Source organism: Streptomyces sp. NPDC025638, assembly GCF_055558775.1.
On record NZ_JBVHLX010000004.1, the window covers coordinates 318,059 to 337,342 of the forward strand.

Consider the following 19,284-nt stretch of genomic DNA (forward strand, 5'->3'; position numbering starts at 1 on the left):
CTAGCACACACGGAACGTAACCGCATGATCACAATCCATACGAATGGACACGCTTCCACATCACCCGCCTGCACCCTGTCAGTGGAGCCCTTGCGGTGCAATGCTGGAGCCATCAGCGATCTCCTCCGGCCTTCCGGGGAAGGGGTTCCCCCGTGCTGCGTGTCGCCGTTGTCGGCTCCGGGCCGAGCGGGTGCTACACCGCCCAGAGCCTGATCCAGCAGGACTCCGAGGTGCGAGTCGACGTCCTGGACCGGTTGCCGTGCCCGTACGGTCTGGTGCGCTACGGCGTGGCACCGGACCACGAGAAGATCAAGTCGCTGCAGGGAAACCTGCGGACGGTCCTGGAGCACGACCGGGTGAGGTTCCTCGGTGGCGTGCAGATCGGCGGCCCCCGCGGGCTGCCGGTGGACCGGCTGCGGGAGCTGTACCACGCGGTGGTGTACTGCGTGGGCGCCGCGACCGACCGGCACCTGGGCATTCCCGGCGAGGATCTGCCGGGCAGCTGGTCGGCGACCGAGTTCGTGTCCTGGTACAGCGCGCATCCCGACTCCCGGCCGCAGGACTTCGTCCACGAGGTCAGGTCGGCCGTGGTCATCGGCGTGGGCAATGTCGCGGTCGACGTGACGCGGATGCTGGCCCGCGGGGCGGCGGAGCTGAACCCCACCGACATGCCGCAGGCGGCGCTGACGACACTGGCCGCGAGCCGGGTGACCGACGTGCACATGGTGGGCCGGCGCGGCCCCTCGCAGGCCCGCTTCACCACGAAGGAGCTGCGCGAGCTGGGCGGCCTGCCCGACACCGAAGTCGTCGTCGACCGAGCCGAGTTGGCACTGGACCCGGCCTACACCGACTCTTCGGGACTGCCCGCGCCGCAGCGCCGCAACGTGGAGGTGCTGCGCGGCTGGGCGGACCGGCCGCCCGGGGACGCGGCACGCCACATCGGGCTGCGCTTCTTCCTGCGTCCCGTCGAACTCCTCGCCGAGGATGGGCGGGTGGGCGCGGTGCGCTTCGAGCGGACGGCGCCGGACGGGCACGGCGGGGTGACCGGCACGGGTCGCTTCGAGGACATCGAGGCGCAGTTGGTGCTGCGCTCGGTGGGATATCGCGGAGTGCCACTGGCAGGGCTGCCGTTCGACCCGCGCACCGGCACCGTGCCCAACGAGGAGGGCCGCGTCGTGCGCGACGGCCTCGCCTCCCCGGGCGAGTATGTGTCCGGGTGGATCAAGCGCGGTCCGACCGGTGTCATCGGCACCAACCGCCCCTGCGCCAAGGAGACGGCGACGTCCCTGCTTCAGGACGCTCCCGTGCTCGAACGCCGGGACGTGCCGGCGGACCCCGTCGCGGCGCTGCGCGCCGCGGGGATCGAGCCGGTCGCGTGGGCGGGCTGGCAGGCCATCGAGCGGGCCGAGGCGGAACTCGGGGCGTCGCTGGGCCGCAGCGTGGTCAAGCTGGCCGACTGGGACTCGCTGCTGACGGCGGCACGGACGGCGGCCTCGTAGGCAGGCCGGTTCGGGATGTACGCGGCCCGGTCGCGGCGATTGTGCCGGCTCAGCCGTCGCCCCCGAGGCGGACCGCCTGACGGTCGGCGGCGGCGAGGAGGCTGCCGAGAAGTCCCGGGAAGAGCCGCTCCAGGTCCTCCCTGCGCAGGCCGTTCATCTTGGCCGTGCCCCGGTAGACCTGCCGGATCACTCCGCTCTCGCGCAGCACCCGGAAGTGGTGCGTGGTCGTGGACTTGGTGACCGGCAGGTCGAAGTGCGAACACGAGAGCTCACCGCCGTCGGTGGCGAGATCGCGCACGATCTGCAGCCGCAGCGGATCGGAGAGCGCGTGCAGCACGGCCTCCAGTCGGATCTCGTCGCAGCTCGGATGCGGAAGCGCGCGACTGGTCGCGTCGGTGCTACTGGTCACGGCGGCGGCTCCACTTCGGCTGATCGGCACCTTCATTGTACGAGAAGCGTCGTAGTTTGACATCCACCGTACTACGATGCCTATCGTACAAGCCTGCCACTGGCCCCGCGACGAATGGAGTCCGCCGTGAGCGCGCTCTTCGAGCCCTGCACCCTGCGCGAAGTGACCATCCCGAACAGGGTCTGGATGCCCCCGATGTGCCAGTACTCGGCCGCCCCCGAGGGCCCGCTGACCGGCGCCCCGCACGACTGGCACTTCGCCCACTACGCGGCCCGCGCGACCGGTGGCGCCGGTCTGATCGTCGTCGAGGCCACGGCCGTCTCCCCCGAGGGCCGGATCTCGCCGTACGACCTGGGCCTCTGGAACGACACACAGGCCGAGGCGTTCCGCCGGATCACGGGCTTCCTGGCCGCACAGGGCACCGTGCCCGCGGTCCAGCTCGCGCACGCCGGCCGGAAGGCCTCCACGGACCGGCCCTGGAAGGGCGGCGCACCGGTCGGCCCGGAGGCGCACGGCTGGCAGCCGCTGGCGCCGAGCCCGGTCGCGTTCGACGACAGGCACCCGGTGCCGGACGAGTTGACGGTGGATCAGATCCGGGCGATCGTCGAGCAGTTCGCGACCGCCGCCCGCCGCGCCCTCGCCGCCGGTTTCGAGATCGTCGAGATCCACGGCGCCCATGGCTATCTGATCGGCGAATTCCTCTCCCCGCACTCCAACCACCGCACCGACGCATACGGCGGCTCGTACGAGAACCGCACCCGTTTCGCCCTGGAGGTCGTCGACGCCGTACGGGCGGTGTGGCCGGACGACAAGCCGCTGTTCTTCCGTATCTCCGCGACCGACTGGCTGGAGGAGAACGGCTGGTCCCCGGACGACACGGTCCGCTTCGCGGGCGAACTGCACACCCACGGCATCGACCTGCTCGACGTCTCAACCGGCGGCAACGCCTCCGGCGTCCGCATCCCCGTCGCCCCCGGCTACCAAGTTCCCTTCGCCGCACGGGTGAAGGCCGAGACCTCGATGCCGGTCGCCGCCGTGGGCCTGATCACGGATGCCGAGCAGGCGGCCAAGATCGTGCCCAACGGCGAGGCGGACGCGGTACTGCTGGGCCGCGAGCTGCTCCGCAACCCGTCCTGGCCGCGGCTGGCGGCACGCGAGCTCGGGGGCGAGGTGCGGGTGCCGGAGCAGTATCACCGGTCGGTGTGACATGCGCGCTATAGGCGGCTCAGCATGAGGGAGAGCGCATTCGTGGCGTCACTGCGGTTCTGCGCCGGGGAGCCGCCGCGGGTGACATACGTCTGCACCAGGTAGCGCCCTTTGCGGCCGGTGAGGTACGTGTAATACGCGTCCGCCGGCCGGCCGTTCTCGTCGGCGACCAGGTGACCCTCCTCCCCCACCACCTCGTCGAATCCCTTCAGCCGCGGGACGTCGACCTCGTGGACGCTCTCCCACCTCGCCTTGCTCGCGGCTTCCTTCTCCATCGGGCACCGTTGCACGTCCGAGCGCAGCCGAGCCACGTCCGCCTGAGCGGAGCTCGCGTTCCGGTAGACCACGACCGTCGAGTTCGCATAGACCGTTCTGTCCTCCTTCCTGACGCCGCGCCGCAGGACGGCCAGCGCGTTCACGATCGGCTGCGTCACGTAATTGCAGTCGGGATCGGTCACGCCCTCGGACTTCTCCTCGTTCTCGTAGTGATCGCTCCGGGTGAAACCGGATCCCCAGTCCGCGGGGGCCAGTGCCACGCGTCTTGCGATCTCGCGAGCCGACGCGGCGGTGCTGAGGCCCTGTTTCGTGCCGCCTTCGCCACCCCTGGACATCGCGAACACCACCGCGATGCCGACGACGGCGAGCACCGCGACGACGAGCGCGGGCACGCCACGCCACCAGGGTCGCCGAGCAGCAGCAGGAGGACGAGGAGGAGGGGGCGGCGGCGGTCCGGGCTCCGACGCTCCGTGCAGCGGACCGGGCGGCGGGCCGGACGGCGGTTGAGCGCTCACATGCGTCCTCTACCACCCGTGGGGCAAAGGCCGTGCCGCCGGACGGAGAGATCACCTGACTGACCGGGCCAGCTCCCGCTGATAGTCCGCATACGCGGTGCGCAGGGCCTCTCCCGGCCAGTCGGCGGGAAGGAGCCCGGGAGGCAGGACGGGGTCGGTGAGCAGATGGCGTACGACCGCGGCGAAGGCGGTCAGCAGATCGGCCGGGCGGTGGGACTCGGCGACATGGGCGAGCAGCGCGCGGGCGGTGTCGGCCCAGACGTCGAGCGGCCACAGGCGGGCGGCCAGCTCGTGCGCGGAACCGTCGGGGCGGGCGCCGTAGGACTGGGCCACCCGCTCCAGGTCGTCCGGCAGGGAGCGGACCAGGTTGGCGGGCCGCAGCCACACGCCCTCGCGGAGCTCGGCCAGGCGCAGGGCGGTCAACCGGGCGCGCAGCTCGGCGCGTTCGGCGGGGCCGCGGCCGGTCGCCGTGATCACCACCATCTCCCAGTCGCCCTCCCACGCGCGCGTGCGGGGGTGCAGCGCCTCGTCCTGGCGGCGCTGGCGGGCCAGCAGCCGGTCGCTGAGCCCGTAGACGGCGTCCGTGCGCCGCAGGTCGCCGACGGCCACCATCCGGCTGAGCGCGGCCCTCAGGGTGGAGCCGCCGACACCGAAGGGCTCCACCAGCCGCACGAGGTCCTTCACCGGAAGCTCCGGCGGATGCGTGCCCAGCAGCAGGCTCAGCACGACCGATCGCGCGGACAGCGGCCGCAGGTCGGCCTCGCCGGGCTGCACTGACACGTTCATCCGCATGGGCACGTACTGTACGTGCGCCTTCTTGTTGCATCATTGCTACAACCGCAGGAAGAGTGCAACATGGCCGTATGGTCTCGACACCCGCACGGCCTCAGCCGCAGTACGCCACCCACGACGTCACCAACCAGGCCTCTCCCCTGGCGCCCTACGACGCCTCCGAGGACCCGGCCCTCCTCGAAGGGCTGCGCCGCGAGGGGGCCGGCTGGGCCGAGGAGGAGGTACGGCGCCTCGGCCTGAGCGCCGGCAGCGCCCAGGCGCAGGAGTGGGGTGAACAGGCCAACCGGCACGAGCCCGAGCTGCGCACGCACGACCGGTACGGCAACCGGATCGACGAGGTGGAGTTCCACCCCAGCTGGCACCACCTGATGCGGGTCGCGGTCGCCGAGGGGCTGGCCGGCGCGCCGTGGGCGGACGCCCGGCCGGGCGCCCACGTCGCCCGTACCGCGGGCGGGCTGGTGTGGGGTCACACCGAGGCCGGCCACGGCTGTCCGACGTCGATGACGTACGCGGCCGTCCCCGCGCTGCGCGCCCAGCCGGAGCTCGCCAAGGTCTACGAACCGCTGCTCACGAGCCGCGAGTACGAGCCGGGACTTCGCGTGCCGACCGAGAAGCGAGGGCTGCTCGCGGGCATGGGCATGACGGAGAAGCAGGGCGGCTCCGACGTCCGTACGAACACCACCGTGGCCACGCCCACCGCCGAGCCCGGTGTGTACACCCTGCGCGGGCACAAGTGGTTCACGTCGGCGCCCATGTGCGATGTGTTCCTGGTGCTGGCCCAGGCTCCTCAGGGACTGTCCTGCTTCCTGGTGCCGCGCATCCTGCCCGACGGCACCCGGAACACGTTCCGCATCCAGCGGCTGAAGGACAAGCTGGGCAACCGGTCCAACGCCTCCTCCGAGCCGGAGTTCGACGGGACCGTGGCCTGGCTGGTGGGTCCCGAGGGCCGGGGCGTGAAGACGATCATCGAGATGGTCAACTGCACCCGGCTGGACTGTGTGATGTCCTCGGCGACGCTGATGCGCAAGACGCTCGTCGAGGCGGGCCACCATGCGCGGCACCGCAGCGCGTTCGGCGCCCGGCTGATCGACCAGCCGCTGATGCGAAACGTCCTGGCCGATCTCGCGCTGGAGTCGGAGGCCGCCACCACGCTCACGCTGCGGCTCGCCGGGGCGGCCGACCGGGCGGTGCGCGGGGACGCCGGGGAACAGGCCTTCCGGCGGATCGCGACCGCCGTCGGCAAGTACTGGGTCACCAAGCGGGGCCCGGCCTTCACGGCGGAAGCCCTGGAGTGCCTGGGCGGGAACGGCTATGTCGAGGACTCGGGCATGCCCCGCCACTACCGGGAGGCACCCCTGCTGTCGATCTGGGAGGGGTCGGGGAACGTCAACGCGCTCGACGTGCTGCGGGCGCTCGGCCGCGAGCCCGGCACCGCGGAGGCCCTGTTCGCCGAACTCGCCCTGGCACAGGGGGCGGACGTACGACTGGACGCGGCCGTGGCCCGGCTGAAGGACCGATTGGCCGAAACCGATCAGACCGGCGCCCGCCGATTGGTGGAGCTGATGGCCCTGGCCCTCCAGGCCTCCCTCCTCGTCCGGCACGCTCCGCCCGCGGTCGCCGACGCCTTCTGCGCGAGCCGGCTCGGCGGCGACTGGGGGCACGCCTTCGGCACGCTGTCCGGCGCGGCCGACCTCGACGCGATCCTGGAGCGGGCGCTGCCCGGCGGAAACTGATCCCTCCCGCCGGGCGCGCGCTCCGTGGCCGGTGACAGCCGACGGATCGCACACAGTCGCCGCCCGACTCCGCTTCGTTGTCAGTGCCGTGGTGCAGACTCGCGATCAGGTGGCAATCGCCTGGGGAGGACAACGTGTTCACGGGGATCGACGAGGTCGACTGGGCTTCGCTGCGGCACGCGTACGGCAGTGCGGAGGACGTGCCCGCGCTGCTGCGGGGACTCGCCTCAGCGGACCCGGCCGAGCGGGAGATCGCGCTCGACGGGATGTACGGCTCGGTGCACCACCAGGGGAACGTGTACGACTCGACGCTGGCCTGCGTGCCGTTCCTGTTCGGCCTCATGACCCGCGCGGAGGTGCCGGACCGGGGCGGCATAGTCGAGCTGCTGGTGAGCATCGGCGAGGAGTGCGCCGGAGCCGGCCGCGCGCCGGCGGACACCGCGGTGCGCGCGGGCGCGGAGGCCTTCGTCGCGCTGGCCGGGGACCCGGACGCGGGGGTGCGGCGGGCGGCGCCCGGGGCGCTCGTACGGTTCCTGGACGAACCGGCACGCGTGCTGGACCTGTTGCGGCAGCGGCTCACGGTCGAGCGGGACGGCCGGGTGCTGCTCGCCGTGACCGAGGGCCTCGGCCAGTTCGTACGGCGCCACCCCGGGCACGCCGCCGCGGCGGTGGACCTCCTGACCGCACAGAGCGCTCCGCCGTACCACCCCGGCCTGCGGCTCGCCGCGCTCGGTCAGCTCGCGCTCGGCGCGCCGGACCGGCTCCCGGCCGATCTGGTCCCCACCGTGGTGCGGCTGCTCAGGGACAGGTCCGAACAGCGTCGCGGCGGGCCGGACCGGGCCGAGACGGACACGCTCGTCGGCCGGATACGGCGCCTGCGCCCGTCGGACGAGGAGGGCTCGCACCTGCTGCGGACGCTCCACACCGCTCTGGGCGGCCGGGTGACCGACCGGACCGCCCTGCTCAGCGGGCAGTTGACCAGCCCGGACCCGATCGACCGGTGCAACGCGGTGTGGATGTCGGCGGCGCTGTTCCGCGAGTGGCGCGCCGACCATTCCGAACCGGTCGCGCTGATCGGCGCCCAGCTGTGGGCGGAGCAGGACCAGTTGCGGGACGCGTCGGTGTCCGTCCTGTCGGAGCTGTTCGAGCTGGCCGCGCCCGCCGCAGACGACCTCGCCGCGCTGCTGACCGAGCGGCCCGGACTGCGGGTCAACCGGTGGGAGCGCGGGGCACCGACGCTGGGCGGACCGCTCAAGGCCCTCGCCAGAAGCGGTGATCCGCGGGCGGTGCCGCTGCTCGCCGAGGTGCTCGCGGGGCCGGTCGTACCCGACGACCTCGGACATGTGATCGTCCATCTCGGCGGGTCCGCGGCTCCGCTGGCTCCCGCGCTGCGGCGCGGGCTCGGCCGGGTGGCCCTCGACTCCCCCGACGTCACCGACCGTGCCGTACCGCTGCTGTCGGCGCTCCGGACCCTGGGCCACACGGAGGCCGTTGGGGAGGTGCTGCGGCTGCTCCGGGGCACGCCGGGCGGCCCCGGTCCCCGGGAGGCCGTGGTGGCGAACGCGGTCCGCACGCTGGAGTCGTTCGGGCCGGCCGCGCGCACGGCGGTGCCGGTCCTGCTGGGGTTGCTGAACACCGGGTGCGCGGCCGTGGCGGCGGGGGCGCTGTGGTCGGCGGAGGGGGACGCCTCCGCCGTACTCCCCGCCCTCTTACGGGAGTTGACGCACGAACAGTCCGGCCGCCGCCGCGCCGCCGCCGCGGAGCTGGCCCGCCTCGGTCCCGAGGCCCGCCCCGCGCTGCCCGCGCTGCGCCGCATGACCGAGTCGGACCGGCTCTGGGAGCGGATGTCCGCCGCCTGCGCCTTGTGGCGGATCGCCGGGGACCCCGAGCCCGTGCTCCCCATCCTCCGTTCCGCCTGGGCGGAGAACCCCCGCACGCGGGGCACAACGGCCACGCTCCTCACCGAGATGGGCCCCGCGGGCGCGCCCCTGTGGGACCTGGTGACCACGGAACTCGCCACCCCTCGCCGCCACACGGCCCGAACGGGCGGCTACGGCAGCCACGACATCCTGAAGGACGAGAGGTTGCTGAGGAGGTGCCGCGAGGTGCTGGGGGAGGGGTAGGGGCGCCGGGGTGGGACGCGCACGGCCAGTGCCGGGCGGGCGGCACACGGCAAAGTCCGGCTGGCCGGGATCAGCCCGTCATCCGGCCCCACTGGGGGCCCAGGCGGGCCCACTCCGTGTCCCATCGGTCCATGCGGCGTCGTTCCAGCCGGCCGCGCAGGGCGCGGCCGGCTACGAAGGGGACGACCGCCGTGCTCAGACCTCCCAGGGTGCCTATCAGGCCGGCGCGGAGGTGGGCCTGGGAGGCGGTGGCGGGTCTGGTGACGAGGTGGCCCTGCGGGTCCGTCCAAACGGTGACCGGTGTGCCGGCCCCGCTGCCGGGCGCGACCCGTGCCTGGCCGGTGTGCAGGGAGCCGTCGGCCGCGGTCCAGCGCACCTTCGCCCACACCCGCTCGCCGCCCGCGGCTTCACTGTCGGACGTGGCGGATCCCGGCGCCTTCCCGATGACCCGCGCCACGACGGGCCGCCACTCCAGGCGTTCCCGGGCCAGCCCGTGCTCGACCGTGCGAGCGGTCACCAGACCGGCGAGCACCCCGGTCAGGACGGTGAGCCCCCAGGCGCCGAGCAGCACCCAGGCCTCCACCATGTCGGCACGACGCCTGAGCGGGTTGCGCCGCCAGCGCCACAGCCACACCTTCGGACCACGGAACGCCCTCAACGGCATCCTCCTCAACGAGCGCACGGACAGGCCGGACCGCCCTCCCATACGGGAGAGGTCCTCTCGTTGCTCAGGGCGAGCCCCCGTCCCGACGGTCGCACGAGAGTCGCCGCTCGCGCAGGCTTCTGCCGCAACGTGCGCTCCGGAATTCCGCGACAGGCCGACACCAGCCCTCCGACCTGCGACGACGTGGTTTCCATGGGTCGTTGTCAGTGCCGGGGTGCACACTGGCCGATGTCTGAAAACTATCTGCGACAAAGACGTCCCGGAGGTGGTCGGCATGACCGAGGTACTGCTCGCCGTGGGCACCCGGAAGGGTCTGTTCATCGGGCGGCGGCGCGGAGGGGCCTGGGAGTTCGACGAGAGTCCCTACTTCAACGCCCAGGCCGTGTATTCGGTGGCCCTCGACACCCGCGGCAGCACCCCGCGGCTGCTGGCCGGGGGCGACAGCGCGCACTGGGGCCCGTCCGTGTTCCACTCCGACGACCTGGGCCGCACCTGGACCGAGCCGTCCCGACCGGCCGTCAAGTTCCCCCAGGACACCGGCGCCTCGCTGGAGCGGGTGTGGCAGTTGCACCCGGCCGCGGCCGAGCCGGACGTGGTCTACGCGGGCACGGAACCGGCCGCCCTGTACCGCTCGGAGGACCGGGGGGAGAGCTTCGAGCTGGTGCGTCCCCTGTGGGAGCACCCGACCCGCTCCCGGTGGGTGCCGGGCGGCGGCGGTGAGGGCCTGCACACGGTGCTCACCGACGCGCGCGACCCGAATGCCGTGACCGTGGCCGTCTCCACGGCCGGGGTGTTCCGCACCACGGACGGCGGGGCGAGCTGGGCGCCGTCCAACTCCGGTGTCTCCGCGGTGTTCCTGCCGGATCCGAACCCGGAGTTCGGCCAGTGCGTACACAAGGTCGCCAGGGACGCGGGCAACCCGGACCGGCTGTATCTGCAGAACCACTGGGGTGTGTACCGCAGCGACGACGCGGGCGCGCACTGGACCGACATCGGCGAGGGCCTGCCGTCGACATTCGGTTTCGCGGTGGCCGCCCATCCGCACCGCGCCGACACCGCGTACGTCTTCCCGATCAACGCCGATGCCGACCGGGTGCCCGCCGACCACCGCTGCCGGGTCTTCCGCACGGCGGACGCGGGCAAGAGCTGGGAGCCGCTGTCGGCCGGACTGCCGGCGGAGGACCACTACGGCACGGTGCTCCGGGACGCCCTGTGGACGGACGACGCGGACCCGGCGGGCGTGTATTTCGGCAACCGCAACGGCGAGGTGTACGCCTCGGCGGACGACGGCGACAGCTGGCAGCAGCTGACCTCTCATCTGCCGGACGTGCTGTGCGTGCGGGCCGCGGCCGTCGGATGAGGTCAACTCCCGCAAGGAAAGGAGGTTCCGGTCATCCGGGCCGACGGTTCGGTCAACCTCGGTCGGACTGTGGCCACCCCTTGATCGTCACCCTGTGTACGGCAGTAGGGTGACGCCCGTGGCACCACGACCTTTGCATGAAATCGTCGAAGCGGGCTGGGCGAAGGCCCTGGAACCCGTCGCCGGACGGATCGCCGAGATGGGCGACTTCCTGCGCACGGAGATCTCCGCCGGACGCACCTACCTGCCGGCCGGAGCGAACGTTCTGCGGGCCTTCCAGCAGCCGTTCGACGACGTACGCGTCCTGATCGTCGGCCAGGACCCGTACCCGACACCGGGACACGCGGTGGGGCTGTCGTTCTCCGTCGCGCCCGAGGTCCGTCCCCTGCCGCCCAGCCTGATCAACATCTTCCGGGAGCTGAACACCGATCTGGGCCTGCCGCAGCCGTCCAACGGTGATCTGACGCCATGGACGCAGCAGGGTGTGCTGCTGCTCAACAGGGCGCTCACCACGGCCCCGCGCAGCCCGGGGGCGCATCGCGGCAAGGGCTGGGAGGAGGTCACCGAGCAGGCCATCCGCGCGCTGGCCGGGCGCGGCAAGCCGCTGGTGTCCATCCTGTGGGGCCGCGACGCCCGAAATCTGCGGCCGCTCCTCGGCGCTCTGCCGTCGGTGGAGTCCTCCCATCCCTCGCCCATGTCCGCCGACCGCGGCTTCTTCGGCTCGCGCCCGTTCAGCCGGGCCAATGACTTCCTGATCCAGCAGGGGGGACAACCCGTGGACTGGCGCCTGCCGTGACCGGCGGCACGGCGGGCGGATCCGGCTTCCTGGCCGTCGACTCGGGAGGCTCCGGCCTCCGTGCCGTGGTCGGTGTCGCCGGCCGGGGGCCGTCGGCCCAGCGGGAGTCCGGGGAGCCGGTGCGCACCGGTGCGCGCGGGATCGATCCCGGCCACCTGTTGGAGCAGCTCCTGCCCATGGTCCGCGGCCTGGTCGCCGAGACCGGGGTGAGCGGGCTGGACACGGCTGCCGTGGGCGCCGCGGGGTTCGCCACCCTGGGCGAGGCATTGCGCGCCGAACTGCCGGGTGCGCTGGCCCGGGAGCTCGGCGTGCGGACCGTCGCGCTCGCCGCCGACGCCGTCACGGCCTATGTCGGCGCCCTGGGACCGCGCCCGGGTGCCGTGGTCGCCGGCGGTACGGGTCTGGTGGCGATCGGCACCGACCTGACGTGCTGGCGGCGGGCGGACGGCTGGGGGCATCTGCTGGGCGACTGCGGGAGCGGGGCCTGGATCGGGCGGGCCGGTCTGGAGGCGGCGCTGCGCGCCCACGACGGGCGGGACGGCGGCTCCGTACGGCTGCTGACCTGCGCCGAGGAGCAGTTCGGCCCCGTGACGGGCCTGCCGGGCCTGCTCTACCCGCGTTCCGACCGGCCCGCCGTCCTCGCCTCCTTCGCGCCCCGGGTGGCCGACTGTGCGGACGGGGACCCGGTCGCGGCCGGCATCCTGCGTGCGGCGGCCCGGCACCTGGCCGAGTCCGCCGCCGCGGTGTGCCCTGCGGCGGGTGCACCCCGGATCGCTCTCACCGGTGGCCTGTTCAAGATGGGTGACCCGCTTCTCGTACCCCTCGCGGAGGAGTTGGCGAGACGGCTGCCGCACGCGCTGCGGGTCCCGGCCGAGGGGGACCCGTTGCACGGCGCCGTGCGGGTCGCGACCGACCTTGCGGCGGGTCGGCTCACCCTGCCGAGTGAAGAGACGATGTTGTACATCGTGACCGGAAAAGGTGATTGATCCGCTTGGTGGCGCAACTGTCCGGCACGTGCCCCGATCACTTCTGATTCGCGCGTAACTCATCAGACAAAACCGGACGGATACCGCTCACCTGCACCCTCCCCGAACAGAGGAGCCCAGGAAGCCACTAACATGCGGCTCCATGAGCTCCCCCACTGGGCCCGCGTCCGGCCTGCCAGTACGAATGCCGCGACCCCGCCAGCCCGGACGGCACCGCCGCCCCGAACCGCTGGTGGCTCCCGAGGGCGCGCCCGCGCTCGTCCTCGCGGTGCCCGGTACGCCGAGCGCCGCCACGCGCAGCCTTGCCGAGGAGGTCGTGAGCATCGCCCGCTCCGAGCTGCCCGGCCTGGATGCCCGGATCGGCCACCTGGACGGGGACGATGCCGAGTTCCCCACCCTCCGGTCCGTCCTGACGCACGCCGCCGAGGAGCGCACCGCCCGCTACGAGCAGGCCGTCGCCGCCGGTGTCGAGGTCAAGGAGCCCGACGGCCCGGTCGCCGTCGTCGTCCCGCTGCTGGCCGGTCCGGACAGCGCGCTGCTGCGCCGGGTGCGCCAGGCCGTCATGGACAGCCGGATCGCCGCCGACCTGACCGATGTCCTCGGCCCGCACCCGCTGCTCGCCGAGGCACTGCACGTGCGCCTGTCCGAGGCGGGTCTCGCCCGCGCCGACCGTGCCCGTCTGTTCACGGTGGCGACCGCTGCCGACGGCATCATCCTCGCCTCCGTGGGCGGCGACGAGGCCGTGCAGGCGGCCGGGATCACCGGCATGCTGCTCGCCGCGCGGCTCGCCGTGCCGGTGATGGCGGCGGCCCTGGACCAGGACGGTGCGATCACCTCCGTCGCCGAGCAGCTGCGGTCATCGGGCTCGCAGCAGCTGGCGCTGGCGCCGTACCTGATCGGCCCCGAGATAGACCCGGGCCTGCTGGAGGCGGCCGCCGCCGAGGCCGGCTGCGCGACCGCCGAGGCGCTGGGCGCGTACCCGGCGATCGGCAAGCTCGCCCTGGCCAAGTACACGACGGCGCTGGGCATCGCCCCGCAGCAGCCGCAGGGCACTCCGGTCCGCTGACGCCGCACGGCACCTGTAGGACACAGGGCCCGCTCCCGGGACGGGGCGGGCCCTTCGCCTTGTGCGGCGAGGCGGGCGGGGCCGGCGGGGCCGGGCGGCGGGCTCAGCCGAAGACCACGCAGGAAGCCGCGGGTACCGCCACCGAGCCGTCGTAGCGCGGCATGCCGGTCAGTGGATCGATGGCGAACCACGTCACATCCCCGGAGCGCTCGTTGGCCGCGTAGAGGAAACCGCCGCACTGGGCGAGGGCACGGGGCCAGTGGCCGCCGCAGGGGACGGTGCCGGTCAGCCGCAGCCCCTCCCCGTCGACCGCGAACACGGACAGGACGTCCTCGCCGCGGGTCGCGGTCCACACGAAGCGTCCGTCGGGCGAGACGACGATGCCGGAGGGGTAGGCGTCGCCGGCCGGAGCGCCGGGCAGCACCGGGGTCTCGGTCAGCGGCTTCAGGGAGGCCTGTTCCGCGTCCCAGCGGCAGACGGTGACGGTCGGGGTGAGTTCGTTGACGACGTAGGCGTATCCGCCGCCGGGATGGAAGGCCAGGTGGCGGGGGCCGGAGCCGGGGCGCAGGGCGAACTCGCGGTGCACGGCCAGGGTGCCGCCGTGCAGGGTGCAGACCCGGACCGAGTCGGTGCCGAGGTCGACGCTGACCGCCCAGCGGCCGCTGGGGTCCGGCTGCACCTGGTGGGCGTGCGGCCCGCGCTGGCGTCGCTCGTGCGGACCCGAGCCGATGTGCTGGAGCAGCCCGGAGGCGGCATGGGCGAGGGTGCCGTCGGGGCGGACGGGGACGGCGGTGACGCTGCCGGAGCCGTAGTTGGCGGTCAGGACGTGCCCGTCGAAGCGGCTGAGGTGGGTGGGCCCGCTGCCGCCGACCGGGACCGGTGGCCCGGCGAGCCGTGGTTTGTCGTCGTGGACGTGGTAGGCGGCCACCGCGCCGTCGGCGGTCTCGCTGACCGCGTACAGGGTGCGCCCGCCGGGCGCGAGCGCGAGATACGACGGGTCGGGGACACCGTCGACGCTCTCCAGGAGGGCCAGGGCGCCGCTGTGCGGGTGGACCGCCGCGGTGACGACCCCGGGCCCGCCCGCCGCCGTGAACGACCCGATGAACGCCCTTTGCCGCCTGCCGCCGTCTGCCACCGCTGTCCCCTCTCGGTACGAGCCAGTACGAGCCGGTACGGGGCCGACGGTAGCAGTTTGCGGTCTAGACCAAGGCCTTCGGTTCGGCGCGTCTCAGGCGCCGACCAGGGGTGAACCCGCCGGGGTGCGCAGGGGTTCGGCGAGTTCGGCGAGGGCGCGTTCCACGCCGTGCAGGTGGGCGAGGGCGGGTTCCGCGGGCGGTTCGGCGGGGCAGGTGATGTGCTCCGAGCCCCTGGTGAGCGCCTCGACGGCCGCTTCGACGCGCCAGCAGGCGGCGGCCAGCCGGGCGTCGTGGGAGGCCTCCGGGTCGGCGGCGACGGCGACCAGGCCGCGGATCTCCCGGGCGCAGTCGTCCAGCAGGGTGAGGACCCGGCGGGCGCGGCGCTTGCGGCCGAGCATCGGGTTGAGCGGGTGCACGAGGGGCGCGACCGAGAGCCGTACCCGGCCGAGCAGCTGCTCCAGTTCGGCCACCCGTGGCGCCGGGTCCGCGGTGGGCGAGCCGGCGAGCCGGGCCGCGGCCTGCGCGGTGCACAGGTGCACGCAGCGCAGGGCGCGCTGGATCCAGGCGTCGGTGGTGAGGTGGGTGGTGACGGGCAGCACGAACAGCACGGCGAGTACGGCACCGAGGGCGCCGACGCCGGTCTCCGCGAGGCGCAGGGCGAGCAGGCCGGGGCTCAGGACGCCGAGGAGGCCGTAGAGCAGTTCGGCGAGCAGCGTCACCCAGAGCATCATCCAGGTGTAGGACAGGGCGGCCGTGTAGAAGATGCCGAAGACGGCCACGGCGACGAGGACCGCGGTGGGTGCCGGGGCGCCGTGCACCGGGACGGCGATCAGCAGGCCGAGGCCGATGCCGATGACCGTGCCGAGCACCCGGCGGAAGCCCCGGACCAGCGTCTCGCCGCGCGAGGCGGTGTTCACGAAGATCCACCAGGTGGCACCGACGGCCCAGTACCAGCGCTGTCCGGACACCAGGTGGCCCACGATCAGCGCGAAGCCGGCGCCCGCGGTCGCCTGGACGGCCTGCCGGGTGGTCACCCGGGCCAGGCCGGTGCCGGCGGGCGGGGCGGGCGCGGCCACCGGGGGCAGACGGCGCTCGTAGCACCACAGCCCGAAGCGCACCGCCGCCGCGGCGAGGACGGACAGCAGGACGGCGGCGTACAGCTCCGGCAGTTGTCCCGCGGTGGCGTGCAGGAACTGGGCGATGAAGAAGGTCATGAAGGCGAACACGCCGAGGCTGTGCCCGCGCGGCCCCCAGCGGCGCGCGTACACACCCGCGCCGACGACGGCGAGGAAGGCGATGTCCCGCGCCACGGGGTGGTCGTGCAGCTCGGCCGCCGCGGCGAGCACCGGCAGGCCCACGGCGGGCAGCAGCGCGGTGGTGACGGCCTGCCCGCGGACGGTGGCGTCGGCGACCGTGAACAGGGTGAGCAGTGCGGCGAGCCCGCCCGTGACGGCGCCCGCGAGGGAGTGTCCGGCCAGGCCGCAGACGACCACCGCCAGTCCGATGCCGAGCACGGCCCGCGCGGCGAAACGCAGCCGCAGCCGCCCCGGGTCCGGAGCCACGAACACCCTCTTCAGCACTGCTTTCCCGCCCCCTGTGGACACTGGCATGAAAAAGGCGCCGCGGAATCGCAGCGCCATCGACGCCTCCATGACAGCATCAACGGGGTCACTGGCTCAAGTCTCCTCCGCATCACTGAACCATTGGCACAACCGAGGTCGGTCGAGGGCGTCCGGCGACGGGCCAACGGACCAGGCCGGACGGCTCACCCGCGCTGCTGTGAGCTGTGCCATTGGTACTGTCGTTGGTGATCATCGAAGGGACGAGGAGGCCGGCGCACCATGGCCGTGGACGAGCTCGACACCCGCATCCTGCGACTGCTGCTGGAGCAGCCGCGTACCAGCGTGCGCGAGTACGCCCGCATCCTCGGCATCGCCCGCGGCACCCTGCAGGCCCGGCTGGACCGCCTGGAGCGGGAGGGCGTGATCACCGGCACGGGTCCCGCGCTGTCCCCCGCGGCGCTGGGCCACCCGGTGCTGGCCTTCGTGCACATCGAGGTCACCCAGGGCCACCTCGACGACGTCGGGGACGCGCTGGCCGCCGTGCCGGAGATCGTCGAGGCCTTCTCGATCACGGGCGGCGGGGATCTGCTGACCCGGGTCGTGGCGCGGGACAACGCTCATCTCGAGGACGTGATCCAGAAGCTGATCAGCCTGCCGGGCGTGGTGCGCACCCGGACGGAAGTGGCGCTGCGCGAGCGCGTCGCGTACCGGCTGCTGCCCCTGGTGGAGTCGGTCGGGCGGACGGCCGCGCGCACCTGACGCCAGGCATCCTGGACGCCATGAGCAAGTTGGGCCGACTCGGCACTGTCGCGGTCATCTTCGATCTCGACGGAACGCTGGTGGACAGCGAGCCCAACTACTACGAAGCGAGCCGGGAGACCCTCGCCGAGCACGGCCTGCACGACTACACGTGGTCGGACCACGAGAGCTACGTCGGGGTCAGCACCCTGGAGACGGTGATCGTCTGGAAGGAGCGATACCGCCTGACCGCCCCGGTCGACGAACTGCTCGCCGCGACGAACCGCCGCTATCTGAAACTCGCCCGCACCCGCACCCGCGTGTATCCGGAGATGCGCACGTTCGTGGAGCTGCTGGCGGCCGAGGGCATCCCGACGGCTGTGGCCTCGGGCTCCTCCCCCGAGGCCATCGAGGCGGTGCTCGCGGGCACGGGCCTGGACGCCCGGCTGCGCACGGTCGTCTCGGCCGACGAGGTGCCTCGCGGCAAGCCCGCGCCCGACATCTTCCTGGAGGCGGCGCGGCGCCTCGGCGCGGCCCCCGCGAACTGCGTGGTCCTGGAGGACGCGGCACCGGGCGCTGCGGCCGCGCACGCGGCGGGGATGCGCTGCATCGCAATCCCGTACGTCGCCGCACAGGCCGACGCCCCGGAGTTCGCCACCGCGGGGCTGCTCCTGCGGGGCGGCCAGGCGGAGTTCACGGCGCAGTCGGCATACGCGTGGCTCCTGGGCACGGGCAAGTTCTGACGGACGGCTGCCGTAAGTCCGTGAAGAGGTGCGCCACGTCCGTGAACGCGGGCGTCGCCCGGTCGGCGCAGTCCGAGCAGGAACTGTTCTTCGGGTGTGTCACGGCCCTCTCGGCCAGCAGCCGCATCAGCCGCGCGACGCCCGGGCGGCCCGCGGCGGCGTAGGACGGTCGTGGCACGACGAGCGCGGGGCGGTGCCGGTTCCTACGGTGATCGCAGGAATCCACGACGCGGTGGACCGCTCCGGGCGGAGGCCCCATGACCACAGTGCAGGCCGGCTCCACGGAGCCGGTCACCGACGAGCGACGCTGGAAGGCGCTCGCGGTCTGTCTGACGGCGGGCTTCATGACCCTGCTCGACACGTCGATCGTGAACGTGGCGCTGCCCTCGATGGAGCAGAGGCTGCACGCGGCGCAGGCCGACCTGTCGTGGGTGGTCTCCGGCTACGCCCTGACCTACGGCCTGTTCCTCGTGCCCGCGGGCCGGCTGGGCGACCTGCGGGGCCGCAGGGAGACCTTCATCGTCGGGGTCGCCCTGTTCACGCTGGCCTCGGCGGCCTGCGGGCTGGCGCCGACCGCCGGGTGGCTGGTGCTGTTCCGGCTGCTCCAGGGCGTGGCGGGGGGCATGATCGCGCCCCAGGGGTCGGGGCTGATCCAGCAGATGTTCCAGGGCGCCGAGCGTGCCCGGGCGTTCGGCATGTTCGGCAGTGTCGTCGCCGTCTCCACCGCGGTCGGCCCGCTGGCGGGAGGGCTGTTGATCGAGGCGTCCGGCAGCTGGCGCTGGGTGTTCTTCGTCAATCTGCCGATCGGCGTGGCCGTGTTCGCCGCGGCGCTGCGGTTGTTGCCCGAGTCCCCGCCGAAGGGCTCCAGGGAGGGGTTCGACGTGCCGGGCGTGCTGCTGCTCGGCGCCGGTGCGCTGGCGATGATGCTGCCCCTGGTGCAGGAGCAGGCGTGGCCCGGGCGGCGCAAGTGGGTGCTGGTGCCCGTGGCCATGGCGCTGCTGGTCGCGTTCTGGGTGTGGGAGCGGCGACAGGGGCGGCTGGGGCGGGGGCCGCTGGTGGACCTGCGGCTGTTCAACCGGCGTTCGTTCACCTGCGGGTCGCTGCTGAGCCTGGTGTACTTCGCCGGCTTCACCTCGGTCTTCTTCGTGTACACGCTGTTCCTGCAGAACACCCTGGACTACAGCGCGCTGGCGGCCGGGCTGGCCGCGATGCCGTTCGCGGTCGGCTCGGCGGTCGCCGCGCTGGCCGGGGGACGGCTGGTCGTCCGGTACGGCCGCAGGCTGGTGGTCTTGGGGCTGTGCGCCGTGGTGCTCGGCCTGCTGGGGACCATGACGGCCGTGTGGCTGGTGCCGGGTGTGGGCGTGGGGTGGGCCGCGGCGCTGCCCCTGCTCGTCGCCGGGGTCGGCTCGGGCCTGACCACCTCCCCCAACACCGCCCTCACCCTCGCCCGCGTCCCGGTGCGCCGGGCCGGCGCGGCCGGAGGGGTGCTGCAGATGGGGCAGCGGGTCGGGTCGGCGGCCGGCATCGCCGCCGTGGGCGCGGTGTACTTCGCGCACCTCGCCAACCACGGCCGGGCTTCCGGAGCACTGCAGCTGGGCGTGCTGACGGCCCTCCTGTTCGTCCTGGCCGGCCTGGCCCTGGCCGTCGCCGACCTGGGCGAGCGCGCCCCGCAGTCCTGAC

General features: G+C 73.4%; 17 protein-coding genes. 11 read left to right on the forward strand and 6 right to left on the reverse strand.

What is annotated here, in order from left to right; all coding sequences use genetic code 11:
• The first annotated feature begins 152 nt into the window (after nucleotides 1-152).
• Nucleotides 153-1,499 (forward strand): FAD-dependent oxidoreductase, encoded by a 1,347-nt coding sequence (locus ACZ4EG_RS12490; protein WP_467790610.1) that lies wholly within the window; start codon nucleotides 153-155, stop codon nucleotides 1,497-1,499.
• A 49-nt stretch (nucleotides 1,500-1,548) separates the two neighbouring features.
• Here the strand turns inward: ACZ4EG_RS12490 and ACZ4EG_RS12495 are convergent, their stop codons facing one another.
• On the reverse strand, nucleotides 1,549-1,908 hold the full coding sequence (locus ACZ4EG_RS12495; RefSeq protein ID WP_467790611.1) for an ArsR/SmtB family transcription factor: 360 nt from the start codon (nucleotides 1,906-1,908) through the stop codon (nucleotides 1,549-1,551).
• Nucleotides 1,909-2,034: 126 nt separating this feature from the next.
• On the opposite strand from ACZ4EG_RS12495, the gene ACZ4EG_RS12500 reads away from it, so the two are divergent.
• Nucleotides 2,035-3,114, forward strand: a complete 1,080-nt coding sequence (locus tag ACZ4EG_RS12500) for an NADH:flavin oxidoreductase/NADH oxidase (RefSeq protein WP_467790612.1) — start codon at nucleotides 2,035-2,037, stop codon at nucleotides 3,112-3,114.
• Between the two features lie 8 nt (nucleotides 3,115-3,122).
• Here ACZ4EG_RS12500 and ACZ4EG_RS12505 read toward each other — a convergent pair whose 3' ends face one another.
• Both ACZ4EG_RS12505 and ACZ4EG_RS12510 read right to left on the reverse strand, forming a co-directional pair.
• Nucleotides 3,123-3,782, reverse strand: a complete 660-nt coding sequence (locus ACZ4EG_RS12505; protein WP_467790613.1) for a hypothetical protein — start codon at nucleotides 3,780-3,782, stop codon at nucleotides 3,123-3,125.
• A gap of 174 nt (nucleotides 3,783-3,956) precedes the next feature.
• On the reverse strand, nucleotides 3,957-4,697 hold the full coding sequence (locus ACZ4EG_RS12510) for a PaaX family transcriptional regulator C-terminal domain-containing protein (protein ID WP_467790614.1): 741 nt from the start codon (nucleotides 4,695-4,697) through the stop codon (nucleotides 3,957-3,959).
• 71 nt (nucleotides 4,698-4,768) lie between these two features.
• Here ACZ4EG_RS12510 and ACZ4EG_RS12515 point away from each other — a divergent pair, with 71 nt between their 5' ends.
• Nucleotides 4,769-6,430, forward strand: coding sequence for a DNA alkylation response protein (locus tag ACZ4EG_RS12515; protein ID WP_467790615.1), 1,662 nt, complete (start codon nucleotides 4,769-4,771; stop codon nucleotides 6,428-6,430).
• 134 nt (nucleotides 6,431-6,564) lie between these two features.
• On the forward strand, nucleotides 6,565-8,553 hold the full coding sequence (locus ACZ4EG_RS12520; protein WP_467790616.1) for a HEAT repeat domain-containing protein: 1,989 nt from the start codon (nucleotides 6,565-6,567) through the stop codon (nucleotides 8,551-8,553).
• Nucleotides 8,554-8,623: 70 nt separating this feature from the next.
• Here ACZ4EG_RS12520 and ACZ4EG_RS12525 read toward each other — a convergent pair whose 3' ends face one another.
• Complete coding sequence (locus ACZ4EG_RS12525) at nucleotides 8,624-9,211, reverse strand: Rv1733c family protein (RefSeq protein WP_467790617.1); 588 nt, start codon at nucleotides 9,209-9,211, stop codon at nucleotides 8,624-8,626.
• 280 nt (nucleotides 9,212-9,491) lie between these two features.
• Here ACZ4EG_RS12525 and ACZ4EG_RS12530 point away from each other — a divergent pair, with 280 nt between their 5' ends.
• From ACZ4EG_RS12530 to ACZ4EG_RS12545, 4 genes are all read left to right on the forward strand, one after another.
• A complete protein-coding gene (locus ACZ4EG_RS12530) occupies nucleotides 9,492-10,577 on the forward strand; it encodes a WD40/YVTN/BNR-like repeat-containing protein (protein WP_453550785.1) in 1,086 nt (361 codons plus the stop codon).
• A gap of 118 nt (nucleotides 10,578-10,695) precedes the next feature.
• Nucleotides 10,696-11,373: a uracil-DNA glycosylase gene (locus ACZ4EG_RS12535; RefSeq protein WP_390710534.1), complete on the forward strand. Its 678-nt coding sequence runs from the start codon at nucleotides 10,696-10,698 to the stop codon at nucleotides 11,371-11,373.
• Nucleotides 11,370-12,359 carry an N-acetylglucosamine kinase gene (locus tag ACZ4EG_RS12540; protein WP_467790618.1) on the forward strand — a complete coding sequence of 330 codons (990 nt, stop codon included), beginning with the start codon at nucleotides 11,370-11,372 and terminating at the stop codon, nucleotides 12,357-12,359. The genes ACZ4EG_RS12535 and ACZ4EG_RS12540 overlap by 4 nt, the downstream gene beginning before the upstream one ends.
• 142 nt (nucleotides 12,360-12,501) lie before the next feature.
• Complete coding sequence (locus tag ACZ4EG_RS12545) at nucleotides 12,502-13,425, forward strand: sirohydrochlorin chelatase (protein ID WP_467790619.1); 924 nt, start codon at nucleotides 12,502-12,504, stop codon at nucleotides 13,423-13,425.
• A 103-nt stretch (nucleotides 13,426-13,528) separates the two neighbouring features.
• Here the strand turns inward: ACZ4EG_RS12545 and ACZ4EG_RS12550 are convergent, their stop codons facing one another.
• Entirely contained in the window at nucleotides 13,529-14,560 is a 1,032-nt protein-coding gene (locus ACZ4EG_RS12550; RefSeq protein ID WP_467790620.1) for a lactonase family protein, read from the reverse strand.
• Between the two features lie 93 nt (nucleotides 14,561-14,653).
• On the reverse strand, nucleotides 14,654-16,141 hold the full coding sequence (locus ACZ4EG_RS12555; RefSeq protein WP_467790621.1) for an FUSC family protein: 1,488 nt from the start codon (nucleotides 16,139-16,141) through the stop codon (nucleotides 14,654-14,656).
• A gap of 261 nt (nucleotides 16,142-16,402) precedes the next feature.
• Here ACZ4EG_RS12555 and ACZ4EG_RS12560 point away from each other — a divergent pair, with 261 nt between their 5' ends.
• From ACZ4EG_RS12560 to ACZ4EG_RS12570, 3 genes are all read left to right on the forward strand, one after another.
• The gene (locus ACZ4EG_RS12560) at nucleotides 16,403-16,882 is read left to right on the forward strand and encodes an Lrp/AsnC family transcriptional regulator (protein ID WP_453550800.1); all 480 of its coding nucleotides are present in this window, start codon (nucleotides 16,403-16,405) and stop codon (nucleotides 16,880-16,882) included.
• Nucleotides 16,883-16,902: 20 nt separating this feature from the next.
• Nucleotides 16,903-17,604 carry an HAD family hydrolase gene (locus ACZ4EG_RS12565; RefSeq protein WP_467790622.1) on the forward strand — a complete coding sequence of 234 codons (702 nt, stop codon included), beginning with the start codon at nucleotides 16,903-16,905 and terminating at the stop codon, nucleotides 17,602-17,604.
• A 257-nt stretch (nucleotides 17,605-17,861) separates the two neighbouring features.
• Nucleotides 17,862-19,283: an MFS transporter gene (locus tag ACZ4EG_RS12570; RefSeq protein ID WP_467790623.1), complete on the forward strand. Its 1,422-nt coding sequence runs from the start codon at nucleotides 17,862-17,864 to the stop codon at nucleotides 19,281-19,283.
• The last annotated feature ends 1 nt before the right edge of the window (nucleotide 19,284 follow it).

Excerpts from the sequence above, each read along its gene's own strand:
- ACZ4EG_RS12510 (WP_467790614.1), bottom strand. The coding sequence starts at position 4,697 with ATGCGGATGAACGTGTCAGTGCAGCCCGGCGAGGCCGACCTGCGGCCG.
- ACZ4EG_RS12515 (WP_467790615.1), top strand. The coding sequence starts at position 4,769 with ATGGTCTCGACACCCGCACGGCCTCAGCCGCAGTACGCCACCCACGAC.
- ACZ4EG_RS12530 (WP_453550785.1), top strand. The coding sequence starts at position 9,492 with ATGACCGAGGTACTGCTCGCCGTGGGCACCCGGAAGGGTCTGTTCATC.
- ACZ4EG_RS12545 (WP_467790619.1), top strand. The coding sequence starts at position 12,502 with ATGAGCTCCCCCACTGGGCCCGCGTCCGGCCTGCCAGTACGAATGCCG.
- ACZ4EG_RS12560 (WP_453550800.1), top strand. The coding sequence starts at position 16,403 with ATGGCCGTGGACGAGCTCGACACCCGCATCCTGCGACTGCTGCTGGAG.
- ACZ4EG_RS12565 (WP_467790622.1), top strand. The coding sequence starts at position 16,903 with ATGAGCAAGTTGGGCCGACTCGGCACTGTCGCGGTCATCTTCGATCTC.
- ACZ4EG_RS12570 (WP_467790623.1), top strand. The coding sequence starts at position 17,862 with ATGACCACAGTGCAGGCCGGCTCCACGGAGCCGGTCACCGACGAGCGA.